The 24005-nt window shown below is 68.2% G+C and carries 25 protein-coding genes; 17 read left to right on the forward strand and 8 right to left on the reverse strand.

The window, feature by feature from the left end; all coding sequences use genetic code 11:
* Positions 1-100 precede the first annotated feature (100 nt).
* Positions 101-865 (forward strand): endonuclease domain-containing protein, encoded by a 765-nt coding sequence (locus AVP41_RS09240; protein ID WP_231902722.1) that lies wholly within the window; start codon positions 101-103, stop codon positions 863-865.
* Here AVP41_RS09240 and AVP41_RS09245 read toward each other — a convergent pair.
* The 7 genes from AVP41_RS09245 to AVP41_RS09275 all read right to left on the reverse strand — a co-directional run bounded on the left by AVP41_RS09245 (position 831) and on the right by AVP41_RS09275 (position 9027).
* Positions 831-1946 carry an adenosine deaminase gene (locus AVP41_RS09245; protein ID WP_067163588.1) on the reverse strand — a complete coding sequence of 372 codons (1116 nt, stop codon included), beginning with the start codon at positions 1944-1946 and terminating at the stop codon, positions 831-833. The two genes, AVP41_RS09240 and AVP41_RS09245, sit on opposite strands and share 35 nt — an antisense overlap.
* Positions 1947-1990: 44 nt before the next feature.
* The gene (locus tag AVP41_RS09250) at positions 1991-3298 is read right to left on the reverse strand and encodes a thymidine phosphorylase (RefSeq protein WP_067163591.1); all 1308 of its coding nucleotides are present in this window, start codon (positions 3296-3298) and stop codon (positions 1991-1993) included.
* On the reverse strand, positions 3295-3693 hold the full coding sequence (locus AVP41_RS09255) for a cytidine deaminase (protein ID WP_067163593.1): 399 nt from the start codon (positions 3691-3693) through the stop codon (positions 3295-3297). Before AVP41_RS09255 ends, AVP41_RS09250 begins: the two co-directional genes overlap by 4 nt.
* A gap of 1 nt (position 3694) precedes the next feature.
* Complete coding sequence (locus tag AVP41_RS09260; RefSeq protein WP_067163596.1) at positions 3695-4975, reverse strand: ABC transporter permease; 1281 nt, start codon at positions 4973-4975, stop codon at positions 3695-3697.
* The gene (locus AVP41_RS09265) at positions 4972-6279 is read right to left on the reverse strand and encodes an ABC transporter permease (protein ID WP_067163599.1); all 1308 of its coding nucleotides are present in this window, start codon (positions 6277-6279) and stop codon (positions 4972-4974) included. Before AVP41_RS09265 ends, AVP41_RS09260 begins: the two co-directional genes overlap by 4 nt.
* Positions 6276-7790, reverse strand: coding sequence for an ABC transporter ATP-binding protein (locus AVP41_RS09270; RefSeq protein WP_067163601.1), 1515 nt, complete (start codon positions 7788-7790; stop codon positions 6276-6278). The genes AVP41_RS09265 and AVP41_RS09270 overlap by 4 nt, the downstream gene beginning before the upstream one ends.
* 115 nt (positions 7791-7905) lie before the next feature.
* Positions 7906-9027: a BMP family lipoprotein gene (locus AVP41_RS09275; RefSeq protein ID WP_067163604.1), complete on the reverse strand. Its 1122-nt coding sequence runs from the start codon at positions 9025-9027 to the stop codon at positions 7906-7908.
* A gap of 265 nt (positions 9028-9292) precedes the next feature.
* Between AVP41_RS09275 and AVP41_RS09280 the strand changes: the two genes are divergently transcribed.
* Positions 9293-9856: a hypothetical protein gene (locus AVP41_RS09280; protein ID WP_067163606.1), complete on the forward strand. Its 564-nt coding sequence runs from the start codon at positions 9293-9295 to the stop codon at positions 9854-9856.
* Between the two features lie 24 nt (positions 9857-9880).
* Here AVP41_RS09280 and AVP41_RS09285 read toward each other — a convergent pair whose 3' ends face one another.
* Complete coding sequence (locus AVP41_RS09285) at positions 9881-10996, reverse strand: mannose-1-phosphate guanylyltransferase (RefSeq protein WP_067163609.1); 1116 nt, start codon at positions 10994-10996, stop codon at positions 9881-9883.
* A gap of 297 nt (positions 10997-11293) precedes the next feature.
* Between AVP41_RS09285 and sdhC the strand changes: the two genes are divergently transcribed.
* The 15 genes from sdhC (at position 11294) to AVP41_RS09355 (ending at position 23908) form a co-directional block, all read left to right on the forward strand.
* Positions 11294-11728: a succinate dehydrogenase, cytochrome b556 subunit gene (gene sdhC, locus AVP41_RS09290; RefSeq protein ID WP_082829136.1), complete on the forward strand. Its 435-nt coding sequence runs from the start codon at positions 11294-11296 to the stop codon at positions 11726-11728.
* The gene (locus AVP41_RS09295) at positions 11728-12177 is read left to right on the forward strand and encodes a succinate dehydrogenase hydrophobic membrane anchor subunit (protein WP_067163614.1); all 450 of its coding nucleotides are present in this window, start codon (positions 11728-11730) and stop codon (positions 12175-12177) included. Before sdhC ends, AVP41_RS09295 begins: the two co-directional genes overlap by 1 nt.
* A 2-nt stretch (positions 12178-12179) precedes the next feature.
* Positions 12180-14003, forward strand: a complete 1824-nt coding sequence (gene sdhA, locus AVP41_RS09300) for a succinate dehydrogenase flavoprotein subunit (protein WP_067163616.1) — start codon at positions 12180-12182, stop codon at positions 14001-14003.
* Between the two features lies 1 nt (position 14004).
* Positions 14005-14766, forward strand: a complete 762-nt coding sequence (locus tag AVP41_RS09305) for a succinate dehydrogenase iron-sulfur subunit (protein ID WP_067163619.1) — start codon at positions 14005-14007, stop codon at positions 14764-14766.
* 36 nt (positions 14767-14802) lie between these two features.
* Positions 14803-15972 (forward strand): YihY/virulence factor BrkB family protein, encoded by a 1170-nt coding sequence (locus AVP41_RS09310; protein ID WP_067163621.1) that lies wholly within the window; start codon positions 14803-14805, stop codon positions 15970-15972.
* A 45-nt stretch (positions 15973-16017) separates the two neighbouring features.
* Complete coding sequence (locus tag AVP41_RS09315) at positions 16018-16854, forward strand: exodeoxyribonuclease III (RefSeq protein ID WP_067163624.1); 837 nt, start codon at positions 16018-16020, stop codon at positions 16852-16854.
* A gap of 60 nt (positions 16855-16914) precedes the next feature.
* Positions 16915-17919: a tryptophan--tRNA ligase gene (gene trpS, locus AVP41_RS09320; protein ID WP_082829137.1), complete on the forward strand. Its 1005-nt coding sequence runs from the start codon at positions 16915-16917 to the stop codon at positions 17917-17919.
* A 69-nt stretch (positions 17920-17988) separates the two neighbouring features.
* A complete protein-coding gene (locus tag AVP41_RS09325) occupies positions 17989-18555 on the forward strand; it encodes a GNAT family N-acetyltransferase (protein ID WP_067163629.1) in 567 nt (188 codons plus the stop codon).
* A gap of 76 nt (positions 18556-18631) precedes the next feature.
* Positions 18632-19429 (forward strand): Fpg/Nei family DNA glycosylase, encoded by a 798-nt coding sequence (locus AVP41_RS09330; RefSeq protein ID WP_082829138.1) that lies wholly within the window; start codon positions 18632-18634, stop codon positions 19427-19429.
* Positions 19430-19625: 196 nt separating this feature from the next.
* Entirely contained in the window at positions 19626-20777 is a 1152-nt protein-coding gene (locus tag AVP41_RS09335) for a hypothetical protein (RefSeq protein ID WP_067163631.1), read from the forward strand.
* A gap of 120 nt (positions 20778-20897) precedes the next feature.
* Positions 20898-21158: a hypothetical protein gene (locus AVP41_RS09340; RefSeq protein WP_067163634.1), complete on the forward strand. Its 261-nt coding sequence runs from the start codon at positions 20898-20900 to the stop codon at positions 21156-21158.
* Between the two features lie 6 nt (positions 21159-21164).
* The gene (locus tag AVP41_RS09345; RefSeq protein ID WP_157532442.1) at positions 21165-21752 is read left to right on the forward strand and encodes a hypothetical protein; all 588 of its coding nucleotides are present in this window, start codon (positions 21165-21167) and stop codon (positions 21750-21752) included.
* A 181-nt stretch (positions 21753-21933) separates the two neighbouring features.
* Positions 21934-22830, forward strand: coding sequence for an NUDIX domain-containing protein (locus AVP41_RS16945; RefSeq protein ID WP_082829139.1), 897 nt, complete (start codon positions 21934-21936; stop codon positions 22828-22830).
* Positions 22827-23297, forward strand: coding sequence for a low molecular weight protein-tyrosine-phosphatase (locus tag AVP41_RS17120; RefSeq protein WP_197464308.1), 471 nt, complete (start codon positions 22827-22829; stop codon positions 23295-23297). Before AVP41_RS16945 ends, AVP41_RS17120 begins: the two co-directional genes overlap by 4 nt.
* 305 nt (positions 23298-23602) lie before the next feature.
* Positions 23603-23908 carry a helix-turn-helix domain-containing protein gene (locus AVP41_RS09355; protein WP_067163641.1) on the forward strand — a complete coding sequence of 102 codons (306 nt, stop codon included), beginning with the start codon at positions 23603-23605 and terminating at the stop codon, positions 23906-23908.
* Positions 23909-24005 lie beyond the last annotated feature (97 nt).

The raw sequence follows: 24005 nt of genomic DNA on the forward strand, positions 1-24005 counted from the left end.
CCTGCTGCGTCCACGCAACGACCACTACCTGCCGGCGGACACGCACCCTGATCTCGTCAATGCGGTCCACAGCGGCGGGAGGCTGGATTGCCTCTCCTTGATGTCGCATCTGACTGTCTTCGTGCTCGACGACCGGCGGCTCCACATCCAGCTGGATCGCGATGCCAGCCGGGTGCCTGCACCCCCGACCCGCATGGTGCGACACTGGCGGCCCACGACGGTGGCTGAGGATGTCACCACGACATCCGTGATCGAGGCGCTCGCGCAGGCGGTGCGGTGCCAATCCCCCCGAGCGGCTATCGCGACCCTCGACAGCGCGTGGCATTTGGGGCTGGTGGACGAGCGCGGCGTGGCGGACGTCTTCGCCCGGCTCCCGTCTCGCTACCGCCCGCTCCGTGCCCTGCTGGATCCCCGAGCGGAGTCAGGCATTGAGACGCTCGTGCGGCTGATGTTGCGCCAGCTCGGGTACGACGCCGAACTGCAGGTCCCGCTCCAGGACGTCGGGTTCGTCGATCTGCTCGTGGACGGCTGGCTCATCGTCGAGTGTGACGGCGCCGCCCACCATCGTTCCTGGGAGGAGCACAAGCGCGATCGCCGGCGCGACGCGTTGGCGATCGCGCAGGGGTACACGACGATCCGACTGCTCGCCGAGGACGTCCTCTTTCGGCCGGAATGGGTTCGTGATATTCTCCGCGGTGCTCTGGCGTCGCGTGCGCAACACTCCGGAACTCGCCGGACCAGCCGGCCGAAAGCACCCCCGGGAAGCGGCTCCACCGAGAGATTCCGGAGTCCTGCACCGGGACCCGGGATGCAGACGACGACAGCGGAGGTCAGCGGTCGAAGCCCTCACCGATCAGTTCGATGAGCTCCTCGCGCTCCTCGACCGACAGGAACGCCCCGGCGGCCGCGTTCAGCTGGAACGCCTCGAGGTCGTCGAGCGAGTAGTCGAAGGTCTCGGCGAGAAGCGCCAGCTCGCGGGTCAGAGACGTGCGGCTCATCGTGCGGTTGTCGACGTTGACCGTGACCGAGAATCCGAGCTGGTAGAGGAGGTCGAACGGGTGGTCCTCCATCGTGGTGCCCCAGCTGGCGATCGCCCCGGTCTGGAGGTTGGACGACGGCGAGAGCTCGAGCGGGATCTCGCGGTCGCGCACCCAGTGGGCGAGGTCTCCGAAGGTGACGAAGGTCTCTTCCCCCTTCTGCGACACCACCTCGAGGTCTTCCGCGATCCGGACGCCGTGGCCGAGGCGCAGGGCGCGGCCGTCGATGAGCGCGGAGCGGATGGAGTCGAGCCCCGCCGCCTCCCCCGCGTGAACCGTCACGGGGAAGAACTGCTCGGCGAGATAGTCGAACGCCTCCCGGTGGCGGGAGGGCGGGAAGCCGTCCTCGGGACCCGCGATGTCGAAGCCGACGGCGCCGCGTCCCCGGAAGGCGACGGCGAGCTCGGCGATCTCCCGTGCCCGATCGGTGTGGCGCATCGCGGTGATGAGCTGCCCGACGCGGATGTCGTCGCCGCGGGCCTCGACCGTGTCCTCGCCCTCCTCGATTCCCTCCTGCACGGCCTCGACGGCCTCCTCGAGCGTCAGGCCGGCGGCGAGATGCTGCTCCGGAGCCCAGCGGACTTCGCCGTAGATGACGCCATCGGCGGCCAGATCCTCCACGAACTCCTTGGCCACGCGGCGCAGCCCCTCCCGCGTCTGCATGACAGCGGTGGTGAGGTCGAACGTCTTCAGGTACTCCACGAGCGAGCCGGAATCGCTCTGCCCCTCGAACCAGTCGGCGAGGGCGTCGGCGTCGGTCCGGGGAACCTCGAGCCCGATCTCGTCGGCGAGCTCGATGATGGTCTGCGGGCGCAGAGCACCGTCGAGGTGGTCGTGCAGCGACACCTTCGGCAGGGAGCGGATCGAGACGCCCTGCAGCTTCGCGTCGCCGTGCTGATCGATGGCCATGATTCTCCCGGGGTGTGAGGAATGGAGGTGGGGGTGCCGCCCGCTCAGGCGGTGATGCGCTCCCGGACGAGCGGCGAACGGGCGGGGGCCTCGTCACCGATCGTCCACGCGCCGTCGAGGGCGTCGAGAGCGCGGGCGAAGCGGTGCTCGTCGTCGGCGAGGAGGGTAAAGACGGGCTGTCCGGGAGCGACCCGATCGCCGGGCTTGACGTGGAGATCGATACCGGCGGCGTGGATGACGGGGTCCTGCGCGCGGGCACGTCCGGCGCCCAAGCGCCACGCGGCGACGCCGAAGGGAAGCGCCTCGAGCGCCGTGACGACGCCCTCACGATCGGCGACGACGGTGTGGGTCTCCCGAGGGGCGGGAAGCGGGGCGTCCGGGTCGCCGTCTTGGGCGCGGATCATCCGGCGCCACGCGTCCATGGCCCGGCCGTCGGTCAGCGCTGCCTCGACGTCGGCGTCCGGCTGGCCGGCGAGCGCGAGCATCTCGCGCGCGAGCGCCACCGTCAGCTCCACGACATCGGCGGGTCCCCCGCCGGCGAGGACCTCCACCGACTCCCGGACCTCGTTGGCGTTGCCGATCGCCAGGCCCAGCGGCGTGTTCATGTCGGTGAGCAACGCCGTCGTCGCCACTCCGGAGTCGGTGCCCAACGCCACCATGGTCCGCGCGAGCTCCCGCGCGCGGTCGACGTCGCGCATGAAAGCGCCGGATCCGAACTTGACGTCGAGGACGAGCGAGTCGGTACCCTCGGCGATCTTCTTGGACATGATGCTCGACGCGATGAGAGGGATCGCCTCGACCGTGCCGGTGACGTCACGAAGGGCGTAGAGCCGCTTGTCGGCCGGCGCGAGGCCGGAACCGGCCGCGCAGATGACCGCACCCACGTCGCGCAGCTGGGCGAACATCTCGTCGTTGGACAGGGCGGCGCGCCACCCCGGGATCGACTCGAGCTTGTCGAGCGTGCCGCCGGTGTGCCCGAGCCCGCGTCCCGACAACTGCGGAACGGCCACACCGAACGCGGCGACGAGCGGGGCGAGCGGCAGGGTGATCTTGTCACCGACGCCTCCCGTGGAGTGCTTGTCGACGGTGGTCTTGCCCAGGCCCGCGAAGCTCATACGCTCCCCCGAGGCGATCATCGCGTCGGTCATGACGCGGATCTCGTCCCTCGTCATCCCGTTCAGGAGCACAGCCATCGCGAAGGCCGCCATCTGCGAGTCGGCGACGTACTCACGCGTGTAGGCGTCGACCATCCACCGCAGCGCATCCTCGGCGACGGCACCGCCGTCACGCTTGGTGCGGATCACGTCGACCGCGTCGAAGGGCTCCACGTCGGGCGTGGTCGGGCTGCTCATCGGGCGGCCTCCAGATCTCGGGGCCCGAACGCGTCGGGCAGGACTTCGTCGATCGTGCGGATGCCGGACACCGTCTCCAAGAGCATGCCCGGCAAGGCGAACTCGTTCAGGAGCTGGCGGCATCGACCGCACGGCATGATGGTCTCGCCGTCGTTGTTGACGCACACGAATGCGACGAGCTGGCCGCCGCCGGACATGTGCAGGTCTCCCACGAGGGCGCACTCGGCACAGAGCCCGACGCCGTAGGAGGCGTTCTCGACGTTGCACCCGGACACGACGCGTCCGTCGCTGACGAGGGCGGCCGCCCCCACCCGGTAGCGCGAGTACGGCGCGTACGCGCGCTGCATCGCCTCGGTCGCGACGGCGCGCAGATGGTCCCAATCGATGTCGGTCATGTCATCCCTTGATGTACGGCTTGCCGGCGGCGGCGGGTCCGCGGATCTGTCCGGCGAAGCCGGCGACCGCCAGGATCGTCACGATGTACGGCAGCATCAGCATGAACTCGCTCGGGATCGGGGTCTTCAGGATCGTGAGCAGGTTCTGGAGGTTCGTCGCGAACCCGAACAGCAGTGCGGCCAGGGTCGCCCGGATGGGATCCCACCGACCGAAGATCACGGCGGCCAGAGCGATGAAGCCGAGGCCGGCGGTCATGTCCTTGCCGAACTCCGGAACCGAGACGAGGGTGAAGAAGGCGCCGCCGATGCCGGCGATGGCCCCGGCGAGCGAGACGTTCCAGAACCGCGTCGCGGCGACCTTGATGCCCACGGTGTCGGCTGCCTGCGGGTGCTCGCCCACGGCGCGGAGCCGAAGGCCCCAGCGCGTGCGGTAGAGCCCCCACGCCACGATGGCGACCGTCACGAACATCAGATAGACGATGAAGGTCTGGTTGAACAGCACCGGCCCGATGACGGGGATGTCGCTGAGCAGCGGGATCTCGATGCGTCCGAACCGCTCGGGACGGTTGAGCTGGGCCTCGTTCGGCACGAGAAGAGCGCCGTAGAGGAACCCGGTGAGGCCGGTGACCAGGACGTTCAGGACAACGCCGACGATGACCTGGTCGACCAGGTACTTGATCGCGAAGGCCGCCAGCACGAACGCCACGAGCACACCGCCGACCATGGCGCCCAGGAGCCCGATGAAGGGATTCCCGGTGATGCTCGACAGCAACGCCGCAGAGAACGCCCCGAGGAGCAGCTGCCCTTCGATCGCGACGTTGACGACGCCGACCCGCTCACCGATGACACCGCCGAGCGCGCCGAAGACGAGCGGCACCGACAGCGACACCGCGCCGAACAGCAGGCTCGGGAGCGGGACGAGGCCGCCCGCCGCCGCCCAGACGAGGAAGGCGAAGACGCCCACGACGCCGAAGACGGCCGCGATCCACAGCGGAACCGGTCGATACGACCACGCGATCCACGCGGCCCAGAGAGTGAGGGCCGCCAGCACCGCCACCAGCAGCCACGTCGTCAGGCCGGTGGGCAGTTCGACGTCGGGGATGGCGATGGCCGACGACGGGTCGCCCAGCCGGAAGATGGAGGTGCCGCCACGGGGGGCGACCGCGAACAGCACCGTCAGCAGCACGGTGACGATCGCGAACACCGCGGGCACCTTCAGGCGCCGCTCCTTCACGACGTCGAGCTGGATGGTCCCGTCGGCTTCGAGAGCGGGGGCGCTCATGCCGTCACCGCCTTCTTGGCCGCCTTGGCTCGCGCCTTGGCCGCCTTCTCGAGGTCCGTCTTGGGGAGGAAGAACACGGCGCGCAAGAGCGGCGGCGCCGCGATGAACAACACGATGAGCGACTGGACGACCAGCACGATGTCCACCGGGATGCCCTGGGCCTGCATCGAGAAGGATCCCGCTTTGAGCGCGCCGAAGAGGATGCCGGCCGCGAAGGTGCCCCAGGCGCGGCTGCGGCCGAGGAGGGCGACGGTGATCGCGTCGAACCCGATGCCGGCGTCGATCGTCGCACCGAAGCCGGTGGTCACGTTCCCCTGGATCTGGTTCATCGCTGCGAGGCCCGCAAGCCCGCCGGCGAAGAGCATGGCGTAGACATAGAGCCGCTCGACGTTGATGCCCGCGGCGCGCGCCGCGTGGGGGTTCTCCCCCACCGCACGCATCCGAAGACCGAGGCTCGACCGCTCGATCACCCACCACACCAGGAGGGTGGCGGCCACGACCACCACGAAGCCCCAGTCCAGCTGCGGGAAGAGCGGCCCCAGGAGGTCGGGGAACTGCGCGGTGACCGGCGTCGGCTGCGACTGCGGCTGGTTCTGTCCTTCCATCTGCAGCAGCCCCGGCGTGCGGAGCATCCACATGAGGAGGTAGAACGCGACGTAGTTAAGCATGATCGTGAGGATCACCTCGTGGGCGCCCGTCTTCGCCTTCAGGATCCCGACCAGGCCGCCCCAGAGCGCGCCGCCGACGATGCCGGCCAGCAGCGTGACGGGCAGGTGGATCCAGATCGGCAGGTCGAGGTTGAACGCGAACAGGCCCGCGAACATCGCGCCCACCAGCATCTGGCCGCGCGCGCCGATGTTGAACAGTCCCACCCGGAAGGCCAGGGCGACGCCGAGACCGGCGGCGATCAAGGGAGCGGCGAAGCCGAGCGAGTTGGTCAGAGGACGGATCTGCGCTTCGAAGCTCGCCCCACGGAAGTTGAACACCGCGCCGCGGAAGAGTGCCTCGTAACCGTTGTAGACGGCGTTCCAGATCGCGGCGAAGGTGTCCCCCGGCTGCGCGAAGAAGTAGCCGGCCGCTGCCTGCACGTCGGAGTTCGTGATCGCGATCAGCACGCCGCCGACCACCATCGCCAGCACGATCGCGAGGATCGTCGTCATCGCGCTGCCGCGCAGCAGTTCCTTGAGGAACACACTGGAACGGGGAGGCGGTGGCACCTCCTCACCGGTCAGCGGGCCGCTGGCCGGGGGGAGCTGTTCAGTGGGGCGGGCGCCATCGGCCGCGCCCGGCATCGTGCCGCTCATGCCGCAACCTCCGCATCCGTCGCACCGGCCATCATCAGGCCGAGGGTGTCCCGGGGCGTGTCGCCCGGGACGATACCGACGATCGCGCCGCGGTACATCACCGCGATCCGGTCGGCGAGAGCGGTCACCTCATCCAGCTCGGTGGAGATCACCACGACGGGGATGCCGGCGTCACGGGTCTCGATGATCCGCTTGTGGATGAACTCGATCGATCCGACGTCGACCCCGCGCGTGGGCTGCGCGGCGACCAGGAGCTGGAGATCACGGCTCATCTCGCGGGCGATCACGACCTTCTGCTGGTTGCCGCCGGAGAGCTTCCCGGCCGGCGTCTGCGGCCCCTGCGTACGGATGTCGTACTCGGCGATGCGGGCCCGGGCGAACGCGTCCAGCGCCGCACGTCGGATGGTGCCTGCGCGGCTGAACTCGGGGTCGCTCGATCGATCGAGAATGAGGTTCTCGGCGACCGAGAACCCGCCCACGAGCCCGTCCTCGGTGCGGTCCTCGGGGACGAAGCCCACGCCCGACTCCAGGATCCCCCGCACGCTCTTGCCCACGAGTTCCGTGGTGCCCAGGCGGATGGACCCCTCCACGCGGGGGGCGAGGCCGACGATGGCCTCGACGAGCTCGGTCTGGCCGTTTCCCTGCACTCCCGCAATGGCGAGCACCTCGCCGGGCCGCACGTCGAAGCTGACCCCGTCCACGACGATCCCGCCCTCGGCGGTGAGGACGCGGAGGTCGCGCACCGAGAGCCCGCCCTCCCGGAGCTGCGGGGCCCCCTTCTGCACGGTCAGCTCGACGGCACGTCCGACCATGAGCGAGGCCAGCTCGGTGTTCGTGGCGGTCGGCGAGGCCTCCCCCACGACCTTGCCGAGGCGGATGACGGTGATACGGTCCGCGACTTCGCGGACCTCACGCAGCTTGTGGGTGATGAAGACGATCGAGGTTCCCTCGTCGCGCAGTTGGCGCATGATCGCCATGAGCTCGTCGGTCTCTTGCGGGGTCAGCACCGCGGTCGGCTCGTCGAACACGAGCACCTTGGCGTCGCGGGAGAGCGCCTTGATGATCTCCACCCGCTGCTGCACCCCGACCGGGAGGTCGCCGACGAGCGCGTCGGGGTCGATCTGGAACCCGAAGCGCTCGGCGACCTCGCGGACGTGCTGCCGGGCCTTCTGGATGTCGAGACGCCCGAGACCCTTGGTCTCCTCGTGTCCGAGCATGACGTTCTCCGCCACGGTGAACACGGGGATCAGCATGAAGTGCTGGTGCACCATGCCGATGCCGGCCGCCATCGCGTCGCCCGGACCGCGGAAATGCTGGACCTCGTCGTCGAGGAGGATCTCGCCCTCGTCGGCCTGGTACAGGCCGTAGAGCACGTTCATGAGGGTGGACTTTCCTGCGCCGTTCTCGCCGAGGAGGGCGTGGATCTCCCCCGGCTGGACCACGAGGTCGATGTGGTCGTTGGCGACGAGGCTGCCGAATCTCTTGGTGATCCCGCGTAGCTCGAGCTTCATATCAAAACCCTATCCGGCGCCCCCGCTCCGGCGGGAGGGCGCCATCGATGTCACTGCGGACGACACTCGGGGCGAGCCGCTTGCGCAGGCTCGCCCCGAGTGGTGAGTGGTCAGATCACGGGGAGTTCTTCGACTCCACCTTGATCTCGCCCGAGACGATCGCCTTCTGCAGGGCGGCGATCTCGTCGGTCAGGCCCGCCGGGAGCTTCGACTCGAAGTCGTGGAAGCTCGAGAGCTTGACGCCCTCGTTCTCGAGGGTGCCGACGTAGGGGGCCGGGTCGAAGCTGCCCGCGGCAGCGGCGACGGTGGCGTCGTAGACCGCGACGTCGATGGCCTTCATGATCGAGACGAGCGTGATGTCGGCGACGCTGTCGTCGGCGACGGCGAGGTCGCTGTCGACACCGAGCATCAGGGTGTCCTTGCCGCTGTCGGCGATGGCCGCCGCCGCGCTCTTGTAGATGGGGCCACCGACGGGGAGGATGACGTCCACGCCCTGGTCGAGCACCGAGTTCGCGGTCTGCTTGGCGGTGTCGTTCGCGTCGAAGCCGCCGGTGAAGGCGCCCTTCTGCGACTCGACGTCCCAGCCGAAGACCTGGACGTTGGCACCCTTGTCCTCGTTGTACTTGTCCACGCCCAGCTTGTAGCCGTCCATGAACACGGCGACCGACGGGATCTGCATGCCGCCGAAGGTGCCGACCTTGTTCACGCCCGCCTGAGCCGACCACGCCGCGGCGGCGTAGCCACCGAGGTAGGCGGCCTCAGCCGTGTTGAAGACGAGCGGCTTGATGTTCGGAGCGTCGGTCTTGCCGTCGAAGTCCGTGTCGGCGTAGTCGTCGATGATCGCGAAGTTGAGGTCGGGGTTGGCCTTGGCAGCCTCGACCGTCGCGGCAGCGAGCTTGAAGCCGACCGAGATGATCAGCGTGCAGCCCTCGGAGATGGCGGTGGTCATGTTCGGGCTGTAGTCGTTGTCGTTGGTCGACTCGAACTCCAGCGGCTTCACGCCCAGCTCCGCAGCGGCCTTGTCCATGCCGTTCTTGGCCGACTCGTTGAACGACTTGTCGTTCCAGCCGCCCGCGTCCGAGATCAGGCAGGGCTTGAAGCCATCGACGACGGTCGGTGCGCTGGCACCGGGCGACGACGGGCTCGCCTGCGGGGCGCTCCCACAGCCGGCGAGGGCCGCGACGAGCAGAGTTGCTCCCGCGATACCCGCAAACTTCTTGGTGGTCGAAATGGTCAAGTGTGCCTCCACGGACGAAGACCCGCGGACTTCGCGGGCATGCGGGATCAAGTTACCGATTGTGTCCGCTGATTTGCACGCTGAGCAGGCCGTTCAGCCCGAATGGTTACAAAGACGCAATGAACCCGTCATGCAGCACGCATCCTGCTCAGGATCGACCGGTTTCCGACGGCCGGGAGCGCCGTGCGTAAGCCTTCGGATGCGCACCGTTGAAAGCGCTCGCTCGGGTCCGAGCTCTCGCTAGGGTCAGAGCGGAGGGAGACCGATGTCGAACAGACGTGGACGCGAGGGCGCCGCGCTCGTCGCGGTGACCGTGGTGGCGGTCTGGGCCCTCCAGGGTCTGCCCGCCCTGTTCCTCCTGCGCGTCGTCTATCCGGCTGGGCAGAGCGGGATGGGCTCGGTCCTTGCCTTCTGGACCGGCCCCGAATGGGTGGGCGCGCTCCCCGTCTTCGCGGCCGCACTGTGGTGCTGCCTCGAACGGGGCTTCCCCTTCCCCCGTGCCGCGCGACCGAACCTCATGGTCAGCGCCGTGCGCGCCACGATCGCGTACGCGGTCTTCGCGATGGCGGCCGGGTACCTGTTCGTCCTCTTCCGCGTCGTCGAGGGGTCCGACGTCACCTCGCTCGCGCTGTTGGCGGGTCCGGCGAACGTCGCCTGGACGGGGACCGTCGGCGCCCTCTTCGTCGGCATCCTCGTTCCGACGATCCTGCTGCACCCTCGGGGCGACGCCGCCCTCGCACCGGAGCCCGTCGACCGTGACGCGGCCGAGGAAGACGCGATCGTCGAGGCGATCGCCGCACGGAAGCCGGATGGGGACGGGCGCCCCTGACCACCTGCCCGGGAGCCGTCCCGACTAGAGGACGTCGCCGCGACCGGTGACCTTCAGGGCGTCGACGACACCCTTGACCCGCTGAGCGTGCTCGCTGGTGGTGACCAGCAGCGCGTCGGGGGTGTCGACGACGACGATGTCCTTGACCCCGATGAGACTGATCACCCGCGTGGTGTGGCTGACGACGATGCCGCTGGCGGCGTCGGAGAGGATCCGCGCGTTCTCGCCGAGGATCGCGAGGTCGTTCTTGCGTCCGCCGGAGTTGAGCTTGGCGAGACTCGCGAAGTCGCCCACGTCGTCCCAGTCGAAGTGCCCGGGGATGACTGCCAATCGTCCCCGCTCTGCGGCGGGCTCGGCCACGACGTAGTCGATGGCGATCTTGCGGAGCTTGGGCCAGATGCGGTCGACCGCGGGCCCCCGCCGGTCGCGGTCGTCCCACGCCTCGGCGAGCTCGATCAGCCCGGCATGCAGCTCGGGCTGATTGGCCTCGATCTCGGCGAGGAGCACATCGGCGCGGGAGATGAACATGCCCGCGTTCCACAGATAGTCCCGCGAGGCGACGTACTGCCGCGCGGTCTCGAGGTCTGGCTTCTCCACGAAACGCTCCACGAGCGCCGCCTCGGGAGCTCCCGGCACCTCGAGCATGTCGGCCTTCTTGATGTAGCCGAAGCCGACGGAGGGCTCGCTGGGGGTGATCCCGATCGTGCACACATAGCCCTCGCGCGCGACGGCGACGGCCTGCTGCACGGCCCAGTGGAACACCGGGAGGACGCGGATGACGTGGTCGGCGGCGAACGACCCGATGATGACGTCGGGGTCGCGGCGGTGCAGGATCGCCGCGGCCAGTCCGATCGCGGCAGCGGAGTCGCGTGGCTCCGACTCGAGGAACACGTTGTGGTCGGCGATCCCCGGCAGCTGCTCCTCCACGGCGGCGCGGTGCGCACGCCCGGTCACGACCGCGATCCGCCCCTCCCCCGTGAGCGGCTCCAACCGGTCCCACGTGTCGCGGAGCAGAGAGTGCCCGGAACCGGTGAGGTCGTGGAGGAACTTGGGCGCATCAGCGCGGGACAGCGGCCACAGACGGCTTCCCACCCCTCCCGCAGGAATGACGGCGTAGAAGTCGGGAATGGGATCGACCATGGCACCGAGCGTAGCGGGAGGCTCCTGAGCGTCCCCCGGGCGCGGACCTCGAAGCGGAGATGCTCTGGCGGGGAGCCCACCCTCCCCCCGAAAGTCAGGGGTCGGGACGGCGAACCGGCGTCCTCGCGCACCGATATCTCGACGTCGAGAGAAGTAAGGCCCGCCTCACTCGCCCCGTGCCCGAGGACCGTCCTAGGATGAAGGGGCGCCCGTGTGCGACGTCGGGGTCGGAAGCCCCAGGGATGATGCTGTCCCCCGCCGCTTCGAGGTGCCGTTCACACCAAAGGGAGGACGACCGTGTCCGCACCAGCACGCGTCACACCGTCGGTAACCCAGACCACATCCCGTACGCCGCGCGGCACGCTGTACCGCGGAAACGAGGGCATGTGGTCGTGGGTGCTGCACCGCATCACCGGCGTCGCCATCTTCTTCTTCCTTCTCGTCCACGTGCTCGACACGGCTCTGATCCGCGTCGCCCCCGATGCGTACGACGCCGTCATGAGCTCGTACAAGAACCCCGTGATGGGACTGGGCGAGACCGTGCTCGTGGCCGCGATCGTCTACCACGCCTTCAACGGCCTCCGCATCATCGCGGTGGACCTGTGGCCGTGGGCCACGCGCCACCAGCGTCAGCTGTGGTGGACCGTGCTCGTGCTCTGGGTGGTGACCGTGGGCGGATTCGCCGCACGCCACCTCCCCATCGTCTTCTCGACCATGGGAGGGGGGCACTGATGACCGCCGAGACCCTGGCTGCCCCGCGCAGCGCCGCGCCCCGCAAGAAGGGCGCCAACCTCGAGAAGTGGGGCTGGATCTACATGCGCGTCTCCGGCGTGCTGCTGGTCGTCCTCATTTTCGGCCACCTCTTCGTCAACCTGATGCTGGGCGAGGGCATCCACGGGATCGACTTCGCGTTCGTGTCCGGCAAGTTCGCGAGCCCCTTCTGGCAGTGGTGGGACGTGCTGATGCTCTGGCTCGCGCTCATCCACGGCGCGAACGGCATGCGCACCATCGTCAACGACTACGTCACCGGCGAGAAGACGCGGCGCGTGCTGGTGTGGGCCCTGTGGATCACCGCGGGCCTGCTCATCGTCCTCGGCACCCTCGTGGTCTTCACCTTCGACCCGTGCATCCCCAACCTCAGCGACGGCAGCGTCCTGACCGAGATCTGCAAGGCATCCTGACTGTGACTCTCAGCTACCCCGACGCGGTCGTCAAAGACGGCGTCTACTACCACCAGTTCGACGTCGTCATCGTGGGCGCCGGCGGTGCCGGTATGCGCGCCGCGATCGAAGCCGGTCCGGGCGCGAAGACCGCGGTGATCTCCAAGCTCTACCCCACCCGGTCGCACACCGGCGCGGCGCAGGGCGGCATGGCGGCGGCGCTCGCCAACGTCGAAGAGGACTCCTGGGAGTGGCACACCTTCGACACCGTCAAGGGCGGCGACTACCTCGTCGACCAGGACGCCGCGGAGATCCTGGCCAAAGAAGCCATCGACGCGGTCATCGACCTCGAGAACATGGGCCTGCCGTTCAACCGCACCCCCGAGGGCAAGATCGACCAGCGCCGTTTCGGCGGGCACACGGCCGACCACGGCAAGACCCCCGTGCGACGTGCCTGCTACGCGGCCGACCGCACCGGTCACATGATCCTGCAGACGCTGTTCCAGAACTGCGTCAAGCTCGGGATCAACTTCTTCAACGAGTTCTACGTGCTCGACCTCATCACGGTGGGCGAGGGCGCCGAGACCCAGGTCGCCGGCGTCGTCGCGTACGAGCTGGCGACGGGAGACCTGCACGTCTTCCAGTCCAAGGCGGTCGTGTTCGCCACCGGCGGCTTCGGCAAGATCTTCAAGACGACTTCCAACGCGCACACCCTCACCGGCGACGGCGTGGGCGTGGTGTGGCGCAAGAAGCTCCCGCTGGAAGACATGGAGTTCTTCCAGTTCCACCCGACCGGTCTCGCCGGTCTCGGCATCCTCCTCACCGAGGGTGCGCGCGGCGAAGGCGCGATCCTCCGCAACGCCTCGGGCGAGCGGTTCATGGAGCGCTACGCTCCCACGATCAAGGACCTCGCTCCGCGTGACATCGTCAGCCGCTGCATGGTCCAGGAGGTGGCGGAGGGCCGTGGCGCCGGCCCCCACCGCGACTACGTGCTGCTGGACTGCACCCACCTGGGCGCAGAGGTGCTGGAGACCAAGCTCCCCGACATCACCGAGTTCGCCCGCACCTACCTGGGCGTCGACCCGGTCGTCGAGCCGGTGCCCGTCATGCCCACCGCGCACTATGCGATGGGTGGGATCCCCACCAACGTCGACGCCGAGGTCCTCGCCGACAACGACACCGTCGTCCCCGGCCTCTATGCGGCGGGCGAGTGCGCCTGCGTGTCCGTGCACGGCTCCAACCGTCTGGGCACCAACTCGCTCCTGGACATCAATGTGTTCGGCAAGCGCGCCGGCCGCAACGCGGTGACCTACGCCGCGACCGCCGACTTCGTGCCGCTCCCGGACGACCCCGCGCGCGAGGTGCGCGAGATGCTCGAGGGCCTGCGGAACAACCCCGGCTCGGAGCGGATCGCCGTCCTCCGCAAGACTCTGCAGGACGAGATGGACCGCAAGGCCCAGGTGTTCCGCACCGACCAGTCGCTGTCGGAGGTCATGGACGTCATCGCCGACCTGCGCGAGCGCTACAAGAACGTCCACGTCGATGACAAGGGCACCCGCTTCAACACCGATCTGCTGGAAGCGGTGGAGCTGGGCTTCCTCCTCGACATCGCCGAGGTCGTCGTCGTCACCGCGCGCAACCGCAAGGAGAGCCGTGGCGGCCACATGCGCGACGACTTCCCGCACCGCGACGACGAGAACTACATGAAGCACACCATGGCCTACCTCTCGGGCGACCCGCACTCGTCGCACCCCGAAGATCACATCCGCCTGGACTGGAAGCCCGTCGTGTTCACGAAGAACGAGGCCGGCGAACTGCGCTACCCGCCGCTGGAGAGGAAGTACTGAGATGACCCTCGTCGCCGACGCCGCCACCGAGGCCACCAACGACACCGGCATCCAGTCGTTCCTCGTCACCTTCATCATCCGCCGCTTCGACCCCGAGGTCGACAGCGAGCCGCGCTGGGTGGACTACGACGTCGAGCTCTACTCGACCGACCGCGTGCTGGACGCCCTCCACAAGATCAAGTGGGAGGTCGACGGCTCGCTCACCTTCCGCCGGTCCTGCGCCCACGGCATCTGCGGATCCGACGCGATGCGCATCAACGGCCGCAATCGCCTGGCGTGCAAGACGCTCATCAAGGACCTCGACATCTCGCAGCCGATCTACGTGGAGGCCATCAAGGGCCTCCCGCTGGAGAAGGACCTCGTCGTCGACATGGAGCCGTTCTTCGCGTCGTATCGAGAGGTGCAGCCGTTCCTCATCGCGAACTCGACGCCCGAGCCGGGCAAGGAGCGCATCCAGTCCATCGCCGACCGCGAGATCTTCGACGACACGACCAAGTGCATCCTCTGCGCGGCGTGCACGTCGTCGTGTCCTGTGTTCTGGACCGACGGACAGTACTTCGGCCCGGCCGCCATCGTCAACGCACACCGGTTCATCTTCGACTCGCGTGACGACGCCGGCGATGTGCGCCTGGACATCCTCAACGACAAGGAAGGCGTGTGGCGCTGCCGCACGACCTTCAACTGCACCGAGGCGTGCCCGCGAGGGATCGAGGTGACCAAGGCCATCGCCGAGGTCAAGCAGGCGGTGTTGCGCGGCCGCTGAGCCGCCACGCGCGCCGGCGCTGGATAGCCTGGTCGGGTGAGCGAGGACCGTAGCGACCTCTGGCGTGCGCGCTGGGAGGAGTCCGGTCTGCGCGAACGCCTGGACGAGCCGATCGAGCGCGCGACGCGCCTCACCCGCCAGACGCTCGCCTGGTTCCCGATCCGGGTCTGGCGTCACTTCCTCCAGCACAACGGCTTCCTTCTGGCGGCCGCCATCAGCTACCAGTCGATCTTCGCGATCTTCGCGATCATCTACGTCGCCTTCGCCGGCGTCGGGCTGTGGCTCGGCGGCAGTCGCCCCGCCATCGACGGCCTGATCGAGCTCATCAACTCCTACATCCCCGGTCTCATCGGACCCGAAGGCAGAGGCCTCGTCCCCGCCGATGCGGTCGAGGAGATCGCCCGGAGCGCGACCAGCGTCTTGGCCGTCACCGGAGCGGTCGCGGTGATGGTCGCGATCTGGACGGCCATCGGCTTCATCACGTTCACGCGTCGAGCGGTCCGCGACATCTTCGGCCTCCCGTTCGATGACCGCAACTACCTCTATCTGAAAGCGCGCGACTTCGTCGCCGGGGCGCTGTTCGGCGGATCTCTCGTGCTCGGGGCCGGGCTCGGGTGGGCAGCCAGCGGCGCGGTGGAGTTCCTCTTCCGCGCCGTCGGCGGCGACATCCTCTCCACGTGGGGGAACGTCCTCAGCAGGCTCGCGTCGCTCGCGATCGCACTCGTCATCAACACGGGAGCACTGGCGTTCCTCGTCCGCTTCCTCACCGGGACGACCCTGCCCTGGGGTCGGATCTGGCCCGGCGCGATGCTCGGCGGCGGCGCCCTGGTCGTGCTGCAGCTCGGGGCGGGACTGCTCCTGTACTACACGCCGGCCAATCCCCTCCTGGCGACCTTCTCCGTCTTCATCGGTTTCCTCTTGTGGTTCCGGCTCGCGGGGATCGTGATCCTCGTCGCCTCCTCGTGGGTGGCAGTCTCGGCCCACGACCGCGATGTGCCGCTCGTCACCCCCACCGAGGCGCAGCGACGCGCCGCGGAACGCGAGGCGCTGTTGGTTGCGGCGCGCCTGCGGGTGCGCGACGCGCACGTCGCGCGGAGCGAGGCCTCCCTCTGGACGCGGTGGGCCGCCACGCGAGAGCTGCGCCGCGCGGAGGACGAGCTGGCCCGCCTCGACGCGGGCGGAGACGGCGCCCCCGCATCGCGGTGACCGGCCCGCAGAGCCGTGTCGGCGACTCTCAGTAGGCTGGCCTCCATGCCCCCACGCCTGCGTATCGCCTCGGTCAATGTCAACGGGATCCGGGCGGCGGCGCGGAAGGGGATGCACGGGTGGCTCGAGTCGGCCGACGTCGACATCCTGACCCTGCAAGAGGTGCGCGCGGAGGCGCGAGACCTCGCCGCGGCTCTTCCGGGCTGGCACGTCGTCAACGACGAGGCGCTCGCGAAAGGCCGCGCCGGCGTGGCGATCGCCGCGCGGGAGCCGCTGGAGATCTGGCGCACCGAGCTCGGCGACGACACGCTCGACTCGAAGGGGCGCTGGGTCGAGGCCGACATCGAGGTCGCGGGTCAGTCGGTCACGGTGGTGAGCGCCTATGTGTTCACGGGAGAGGCCGATACCGAGAAGCAGGTGGCGAAGTACGCCTTCCTCGACGCGATGGAGGCGCGACTTCCCGCCCTGGGAGAGCTGGCGGTCGTCACGGGCGACCTCAACGTCGGCCATCGCGAACTCGACATCCGCAACTGGAAGGGCAACCGGAAGAAGGCAGGCTTCCTCCCGCGCGAGCGTGCGTACTTCGACCGCTTCACCGGCGCCCGGGGCGAGACCGTCGACTGTGTCGACGGCACCACCGGAACCGGCCTCGGCTGGATCGACGTGGGCCGGCGGTGGGCCGGGGAGGTCGATGGCCCGTACTCGTGGTGGTCCAACCGCGGCAAGGCCTTCGACACCGACACCGGGTGGCGGATCGACTACCAGCTCGCCACTGCCGCGATGGCGGAGAAGGTCACCGACTACCGGATCGTGCGGGCACCCTCGTGGGACACCCGGTGGAGCGACCACGCCCCCGTGATCGCGGATTACACCTTCGGGTGACCGCGCCCCGGCCGTCCGCTCCGTCGGATGTGCCGGCGCCGCGCGCCCTAGGATTGTCGGGTGACCAGACCTCGCCTGTACTCCGGAATGCAGCCCTCCGCCGACTCCCTCCAGATCGGCAACTACATCGGCGCGCTCCTCCAGTGGCGTGATCTGCAGGAGGCGTACGAGGCGTTCTTCTCGGTCGTCGACCTTCACGCCCTCACCCAGCCGAACGACCCGGCCGAGCTGCGAGCGAAGACCCGGCGCACCGCCGCGCAGTACATCGCGGCGGGCATCGAGCCGTCCAAGTCCACGCTCTACGTCCAGTCGCACGTGGCGGCGCACGCCCAGCTCCAGTGGGTCCTGGCCACTCTCACCGGCTTCGGCGAGGCGGGACGGATGACGCAGTTCAAGGACAAGTCGCAGCGCTACGGCGCCGACGCGACCAACGTGGGACTGTTCACCTACCCCGTGCTCATGGCGGCCGACATCCTCCTCTACCAGACCGACATCGTTCCCGTCGGCGACGACCAGAAGCAGCACGTCGAGCTGACCCGCGACCTCGCCGAACGCTTCAACGCCCGGTACGGGAAGGCGTTCACGGTGCCGACCCCGGTCATCCAGAAGGAGACGGCGCGTATCTACGACCTGCAGAACCCGACGGCGAAGATGTCGAAGTCCGCGGAGTCGGACGCCGGCGTGCTGTGGCTCCTCGACGACCCGGCCGTCTCGGCGAAGAAGGTCATGCGGGCGGTCACCGACTCCGAGGGGTCGGTCCGCTACGACCGGGAGAACAAGCCCGGCGTCTCCAATCTCCTCGTGATCTACGCGGCCCTCACCGGGCGGCAGATCCCCTCGATCGAGGACGAGTACGCTGGCCGCGGCTACGGCGACTTCAAGAAGGGCCTCGCGGAGGTGGTCGTGGGAGAGTTCGGTCCGGTGCGTCAGCGCGCGCTGGAACTGCTCGACGACCCCGCCGAGCTCGACCGGCTCCTCGCGGCGAACGCGGCCAAGGCGGACGAGGTGGCCGAAGCGACCCTCGCCGACGTGTACGACAAGGTGGGTCTGCTCCGTCGCGTGTGACCCACGCCAGCGGCTCTCCAGGACAACTCCGCAGCGAGAGGAAGCGTGCGGCGGAGATAGGGTCGGAGGATGCAGCCCGTGACGCTCCGGACCGATCGACTCGAGCTCTCGGCGGTGACGGCAGACGACGTCGACGCGATCTTCCGGGCCTGCCAGGATCCGGACATCCAGCGCTACACGACGGTGCCGAGCCCCTACGAGCGCACACACGCGGTCGATTTCGTCGCACGTGCCACCGAGTGGTGGGAATCCGGGTCGGAGGCGACGTGGGCGGTCCGCGCCGACGGCGTGCTCACCGGGGTCGTGGGGCTCCACCGCCTCGGCGGCGGCGATGCCGAGCTCGGCTACTGGATGTCGTCCGACCACCGCGGCCAGGGCTTCCTGACCGAGGCGGCGGCCGCCGTGATCGACTGGGGCTTCGTGGCCGATGGACTGGGACTCGCGCGGATCCAGTGGCGGGCCGTCGTCGGCAACGTCCCCTCCGCCCGCGCCGCCCGCGCCCTCGGGTTCCACTTCGAGGGCACGCAGCGCGCGGCGTTGCGGAACGGCTCCGGCACGCGGGCGGACGGCTGGGTCGCGGGACTCCTCCCCTCCGACGACCGCGCGCCGCAGCCTTGGCCCGTGCTCGACGCCTGACCAGCTGTCTCCTGCGCGACCGGCCGTCTCCTCGTGAGGGGGCGCGCGTGTCCCCCGGCGGTGGCAGGATGAGGGCATGCCGGAGATGCCCGAGGTGCAGGGACTGGTCGATTTCCTCGACGGGCGCCTGCGCGGACGGACGGTGACGAAGGCGACCGTCGCCAACATCGCGGCATTGAAGACCTACGACCCGCCCCTCCCCGCTCTGGTCGGCGCGCGCGTCGCCGGTGTCACGCGGCACGGCAAGTTCGTCGACATCGGCACCGAAGACGGCGCCGCGGTGCCCCACCTCATCTTCCACCTCGCCAAAGCGGGCTGGCTGCGGTGGTACGACCTGTTGCCCGCCACCGTGATCCGGCCGGGGAAGACCCCCATCGCCCTCCGGGTGGGCTTCGACGACGACTCCGGATTCGACCTGACCGAGGCCGGCACGAAGAAGTCCCTCGCCGTCTACGCCGCCCGGCGGCCGGAGGACGTTCCCGGGATCGCGCGCCTGGGTCCCGATCCCCTCGCCGAGGACTTCTCGCGCGACGCGCTCGCGGGCCTCCTCGCCGGACGCCGCACCCAGATCAAAGGGGTGCTGCGCGACCAGTCGATCGTCGCGGGCATCGGCAACGCATACTCCGACGAGATCCTCCACGCGGCGCGCATGTCGCCGTATGCGCTGGCGGCCGGGCTCGACGACGCCGAGATCGACCGCCTGTACGCCGCCGTTCGCGACACCCTCACCGAGGCGGTCGGCGAGGCCAGCGGAAAGCCGCCCGCGGAGCTCAAGGACGCCAAGCGGAGGGGCATGGCCGTGCACGGCCGGCGCGGACAGGCCTGCCCGGTGTGCGGCGACGAGGTGCGCAGCGTCTTCTTCGCCGACAAGTAAATACGACACTTTTGCGCCCTATGGTGACATGTGTATCCTCCGAGGTATACAATCGCCGTATCGACACCGCCAGCGGCGGTGCCCAGCCTGTCCCGGCAGGTGAGTTTAGAGCCGCGCTCCTCATCTGCAAGTCAGGTAACACCTCGCGTTGACCAGCGGTCGCGCGGTCCGTTACTTGACCGACAGGAGGGCCGGCATGAAGAGCCGCCTCAGCGTCTCCGCTCTCGGAGACATCATCGGCGCCGACCGCGGTTTCAACGTCGGCGCCGACATCCTCACCCATACAGCCGATGGTGTCGCGCTGCGCGACATCTACAACGAGATCGTCGATGCTCTCGCAGAGTGGAACAAGGGTCGACAGGCCGTGTCCGCTCTGTTCACGTCGACCACGACCGACTCGTTCGTGCAGCTCGCCAAGGAGCCGGGGCAGGGCGACGACTTCGAAGAAGCGTCAGAGTTCGGCGTGCCCAAGTCGGCTCGCCGCGACGCCGAGTACTTCCGCATGGGCTTCCCGCTCAAGTGGTTCGACATCGCAACTCGGTACACGCAAGCGTTCCTCCGTGACGCAAGCGCCGAGCAGGTGCGACTTCAGTTGAGCAGCGTCCTCGAACGCGACAACCACCTGGTCTTCGCCAAGACGATGAAGGCGCTCACCGACAAAGTCACCTCGGCCAACCGAAGCACCAACGAGAACGGCGTGACGGTCTACGACCTCTGGGACGGTTCGGCTGGCGAGGTTCCGCCGTCGTTCGCAGGCAAGACCTTCACGGACTCGCACAGCCACTACCTGGTCTCCGGTGCCGCCACGCTCGACGGTGGCGACCTCAAGGAACTGCGCGACACGATCCAGGAGCACGGCTACGGTCTTCGTGAGTCCGGCGAGCAGGTCGTCATCATGGTCAACCCGGTGCAGGCTGACCTCATATGGTCGTTCCGCAAGGATCCGGAGAACCTGGCGAAGGATCCGTTCGACTTCATCCCCGCGCAGGGTGCACCCGCGTACCTTTCCGCTGAGGACATCGTGGGCGACAAGCCTCCGGCGACCTTCAACGGTCTGGCGATTGAGGGTTCCTATGGTGACGCGCTCATCACGAAGAACTATCTCATCCCCGCGGGGTACGTCGTCGCGGTCGCGTCGGGCGGAGCGAACCGCTCGCGCAACCCTCTCCTGTTCCGGGAGCACCCTCGCCCCGAGTGGCGCGGTCTGAACATCGTGACGCAGGACAACCATCCGCTGCGCAACGCGTACTACCAGCGCGGATTCGGTGTCGGCGTCCGTCATCGCGGCGCGGCCGCTGTCCTCCAGATCAAGGCCTCGGGTTCCTACGTGAACCCGGCATGGCCGTAGCAAGACCGGGCACGGGCTTTCAGCCCCTTTCACCGTGCCCCACCCCCGGTGCCGCCGCGCTTGTTGACGTGGGCGCGGCGGCACCCACGCGTCAAGTCACGTCAAGTGAGGACCGACAACATGGACGACAACAGATTCGAGCCGAGCGAGCACCCGGCGCTCATGAAGCACTTCGAACGTGTCGGGTTCGACCCGTACGCATCCACGGCACCTGTCCAGGTGTACCCACCGTCCAGTGCCGTCGTTGCGCAGCGATACCGGGCGTTCATCGAGCGCGAGTCGGTGCGGCTCGGTCGCGACTTGCCCGCATACTCAGCGCTGGCTGACCAGACGACAGCTGAGCTGTGCGATTCAGCCTCCTTCCCGGCACCACGAACCTGAACGCTCATGACAAGCGGCAAGCTCTCCCCAGGAACGAACCGCTGCTCTGCTATGAGCAGACACAGCGGTGAGCGGTGTAAGAAGGCGGCGATTCCTGGCGGCACAGTCTGTCGTCTTCACGGCGGTGCCGCATCGCAGGTGCAGCGATCGGCGCGCGAGCGCTTCAACGATCTCATCGACCCGATGATCAACATCGCTCACAAGATGGTCGAGGAGGCCGAAGCTGGATCGTTGAGCGCGAGCGACCGTCTCGGACTTATGAAGTTCATCGCTGACCGCACCGGGTTTGTCCCCGGCAAGGTCGTCAACGTCGACGGACCTCCCCGCTGGGAGGGAGTCATGACGCACATCATCACCAACCTGCCCGAAGGCGACGTGATCGACGCGGAGGTCGTGGAAGAGGACGAAGAGGCCAGGTACGAGCGCGAGAAGCGTCGCCAACGCGAGATCGAGGAGCAGGCGCGCCGTGAGCAGCAACGCGACCTGGCTAGAGCCGAACTACCCCAGATCGTGCCCGCCGCGAATCGCGGCGAGCGTGCAACGATCCGGCGCGGCACACCCGATCCACCCCAACACCCCGGATATCGACGTTAGGAGAGACGATGCCACTTGCCAGCAAAGAAACTGGCGCAGGGGTGAGTGAGTTCTCGCCATCCCGCCTAGAGCGACAGCCGACGATCAACCCACTTGACCCTCCGAGCGCGAACCGTGAGGCGCTTCTGCAGGCGGACTACGGCTCGACTACGCCACGGCAAAGCAAGCGCACGAGCGCGCGATGACAGCGGAACAAGATGATCGGCTCGCCCTCTTGGCGTACGACTACCACGTCTCCATCGACCGGCCGGGCGCTCTCGTACGTCCTCTGCTTCGAGCAACCCGCGACGAATGGGTGGCTAGGTTCCGCGCGATCGTGGGTACGCGAGGCCATGATTTCAAGGGGCGACCGTCCGACGATCACGTCATTCGCCTCTGGCGCGGCACAGAGCTCGAAGAGCACAGGCATGGACTGTCCTGGACTCCCGCCCGCACCATGGCGATCGGTCACGCGCCCAACGGACAGCTATGGCGCATCGATAGCGTGCCGCTGAACGCCATCCTCTACTACGACCCGACAGCGCCTGGCACGATAGCGCTGCCTGAAGTCCTGATCGACACAACGGGGCTGCACGTCGTGCGCGAGCTTGTGCCCGTTTCCTCAGGGATTCGTGTTCCTTCCATGCTCAACCATTGGGCGCACGGACCGAACGGGGACCGAAGGTGGGGACCTCATGGCGCAGCGGGGCTGCTTCTTCACGACCCGGCCCGCGGGGTGCTCCTCCAACAGCGATCCATCTACTCCGACCGCGGCGGAACCTGGTCGATCCCGGGCGGGGCGTGTGAGCCAGAGGAAGCGCCGGTTGACACTGCCTTCCGCGAGGCGCGCGAGGAGATCGGACTGACACGAGAGCTGGCACGTACGACAGGAGATCACGTACTTGACCTCGGATGGTGGCGCTACACGACCGTGATCGCCGAGCCTGTGGGCTTCATCGACGTAATTCCTCGTGGTTGGGAGTCATCCCGCCTCGAATGGGTCCCAACTCACGCCGTGCCCGCGCTGAACCTCCACCCCGACTTCGCGCTCTCGTGGCCCAGTCTCGCGACAATGCTCAATGCGTCGGCTCCCGCATGAACGTCTGCTTCGTGTGCTTCGGCAACGTCTGTAGGTCGCCAACCGCGGAGATCATCTTCTTCGAGCTTGTCAAGGAGGCAGGCCTCTCGGAGAGCATCCGTGTCACCTCTGCGGGGGTTGCCGCCGTCTCGGGCCAGCCCCTTGACCAGGGCAGCGCAGCGACGCTCCGACGACACGGCTATAGACACCTCGCGCACTCCGCGCGACGATTCGGCCCTCACTGGTTCGACAATTGCGACCTGATCATGGTTAGCGACGCGGAGGTCGCGCAACACGTCCTCGACTCCGCCCGCACAGACGAAGAGCGCCAACGGGTACGTCTACTCGCGCCAGACGGCGTACCGAATCCCTGGGGCGGAGACCGCACAGCCTACGAATCCGCCTACGACTCGATTGACCGTGCTTGCCGAGAGCTTCTGCGTTCGCTACGCCCCGACGCAGCGCCCGGTGCCCTCGGCCAGGCGTGAGAGTGCCCGGAGAGGCGTCCTGGGCGCGACCTGGGAACCAACATCGCGAGGACGGGTGTCGATATCACTGCGCACAATCGGATGTTCCTAGGCGAAGTCCATCGAGGTTTGACGCGATGAATCCAATGCGATATATCTCGTATTATCGCGAGGTTGCCACCGAGCAACACGTGCCGCTGGACGGCTGAGTACCCGGGATCGCAGATCGAACCGGGGATACAGCGCGAGGTCATAACGGGACCCAGCATCTGACGCTGGCCACCCACCGAAGCACCGCGGATAGGTACTCCCGAAGGACTCCTATCGTGGCGCTCCCACACCGGCGACAGCAGCTCGCTAAGTTCATTCCATTCCACGACCTGACGCTCCAGCAGGTCGCTGCCGCGCTCCGAACCGACACCGTGCGGGTGGCGAATCTCACGAAGGGCCACACCTACCCCACGCCCGATGAGATCGAGGCACTTGAGCGGTTGTTCGGCTTGCCCGTCGACGTCCTCTTCGAGCCGGATCTGCTCGTGTTCCGTGATGACTGGCCAGAGTCGCAAGGGCTTCGCCAGGCCGCAACCAAGCGAGCGGAGCTCGAACGACTTCGCCGTAAGGCCGGCGAGTGACATGGCTCGCTCAAGGTTCACACCCGAGCAAACCTCCGATGCCATCGCCCTCCGAGTCGTCGCTCTTCTTGATCGAGTACGCGAGCGACTGATTGCT

The sequence above is a fragment of the Microbacterium sp. TNHR37B genome (genome assembly GCF_001620065.1).
Taxonomy (GTDB): Bacteria; Actinomycetota; Actinomycetes; order Actinomycetales; family Microbacteriaceae; genus Microbacterium.

Excerpts from the sequence above, each read along its gene's own strand:
- AVP41_RS09260 (WP_067163596.1), bottom strand. The coding sequence starts at position 4,975 with ATGAGCGCCCCCGCTCTCGAAGCCGACGGGACCATCCAGCTCGACGTC.
- AVP41_RS09340 (WP_067163634.1), top strand. The coding sequence starts at position 20,898 with ATGGACGACAACAGATTCGAGCCGAGCGAGCACCCGGCGCTCATGAAG.
- AVP41_RS09255 (WP_067163593.1), bottom strand. The coding sequence starts at position 3,693 with ATGACCGACATCGATTGGGACCATCTGCGCGCCGTCGCGACCGAGGCG.
- AVP41_RS09295 (WP_067163614.1), top strand. The coding sequence starts at position 11,728 with ATGACCGCCGAGACCCTGGCTGCCCCGCGCAGCGCCGCGCCCCGCAAG.
- AVP41_RS09315 (WP_067163624.1), top strand. The coding sequence starts at position 16,018 with ATGCCCCCACGCCTGCGTATCGCCTCGGTCAATGTCAACGGGATCCGG.
- AVP41_RS09335 (WP_067163631.1), top strand. The coding sequence starts at position 19,626 with ATGAAGAGCCGCCTCAGCGTCTCCGCTCTCGGAGACATCATCGGCGCC.
- AVP41_RS09325 (WP_067163629.1), top strand. The coding sequence starts at position 17,989 with ATGCAGCCCGTGACGCTCCGGACCGATCGACTCGAGCTCTCGGCGGTG.
- AVP41_RS09240 (WP_231902722.1), top strand. The coding sequence starts at position 101 with ATGTCGCATCTGACTGTCTTCGTGCTCGACGACCGGCGGCTCCACATC.
- AVP41_RS09330 (WP_082829138.1), top strand. The coding sequence starts at position 18,632 with ATGCCGGAGATGCCCGAGGTGCAGGGACTGGTCGATTTCCTCGACGGG.
- AVP41_RS09280 (WP_067163606.1), top strand. The coding sequence starts at position 9,293 with ATGTCGAACAGACGTGGACGCGAGGGCGCCGCGCTCGTCGCGGTGACC.
- AVP41_RS09345 (WP_157532442.1), top strand. The coding sequence starts at position 21,165 with ATGACAAGCGGCAAGCTCTCCCCAGGAACGAACCGCTGCTCTGCTATG.
- AVP41_RS09245 (WP_067163588.1), bottom strand. The coding sequence starts at position 1,946 with ATGGCCATCGATCAGCACGGCGACGCGAAGCTGCAGGGCGTCTCGATC.
- AVP41_RS09305 (WP_067163619.1), top strand. The coding sequence starts at position 14,005 with ATGACCCTCGTCGCCGACGCCGCCACCGAGGCCACCAACGACACCGGC.
- AVP41_RS09250 (WP_067163591.1), bottom strand. The coding sequence starts at position 3,298 with ATGAGCAGCCCGACCACGCCCGACGTGGAGCCCTTCGACGCGGTCGAC.
- AVP41_RS16945 (WP_082829139.1), top strand. The coding sequence starts at position 21,934 with ATGACAGCGGAACAAGATGATCGGCTCGCCCTCTTGGCGTACGACTAC.
- AVP41_RS17120 (WP_197464308.1), top strand. The coding sequence starts at position 22,827 with ATGAACGTCTGCTTCGTGTGCTTCGGCAACGTCTGTAGGTCGCCAACC.
- AVP41_RS09270 (WP_067163601.1), bottom strand. The coding sequence starts at position 7,790 with ATGAAGCTCGAGCTACGCGGGATCACCAAGAGATTCGGCAGCCTCGTC.
- AVP41_RS09285 (WP_067163609.1), bottom strand. The coding sequence starts at position 10,996 with ATGGTCGATCCCATTCCCGACTTCTACGCCGTCATTCCTGCGGGAGGG.
- AVP41_RS09265 (WP_067163599.1), bottom strand. The coding sequence starts at position 6,279 with ATGAGCGGCACGATGCCGGGCGCGGCCGATGGCGCCCGCCCCACTGAA.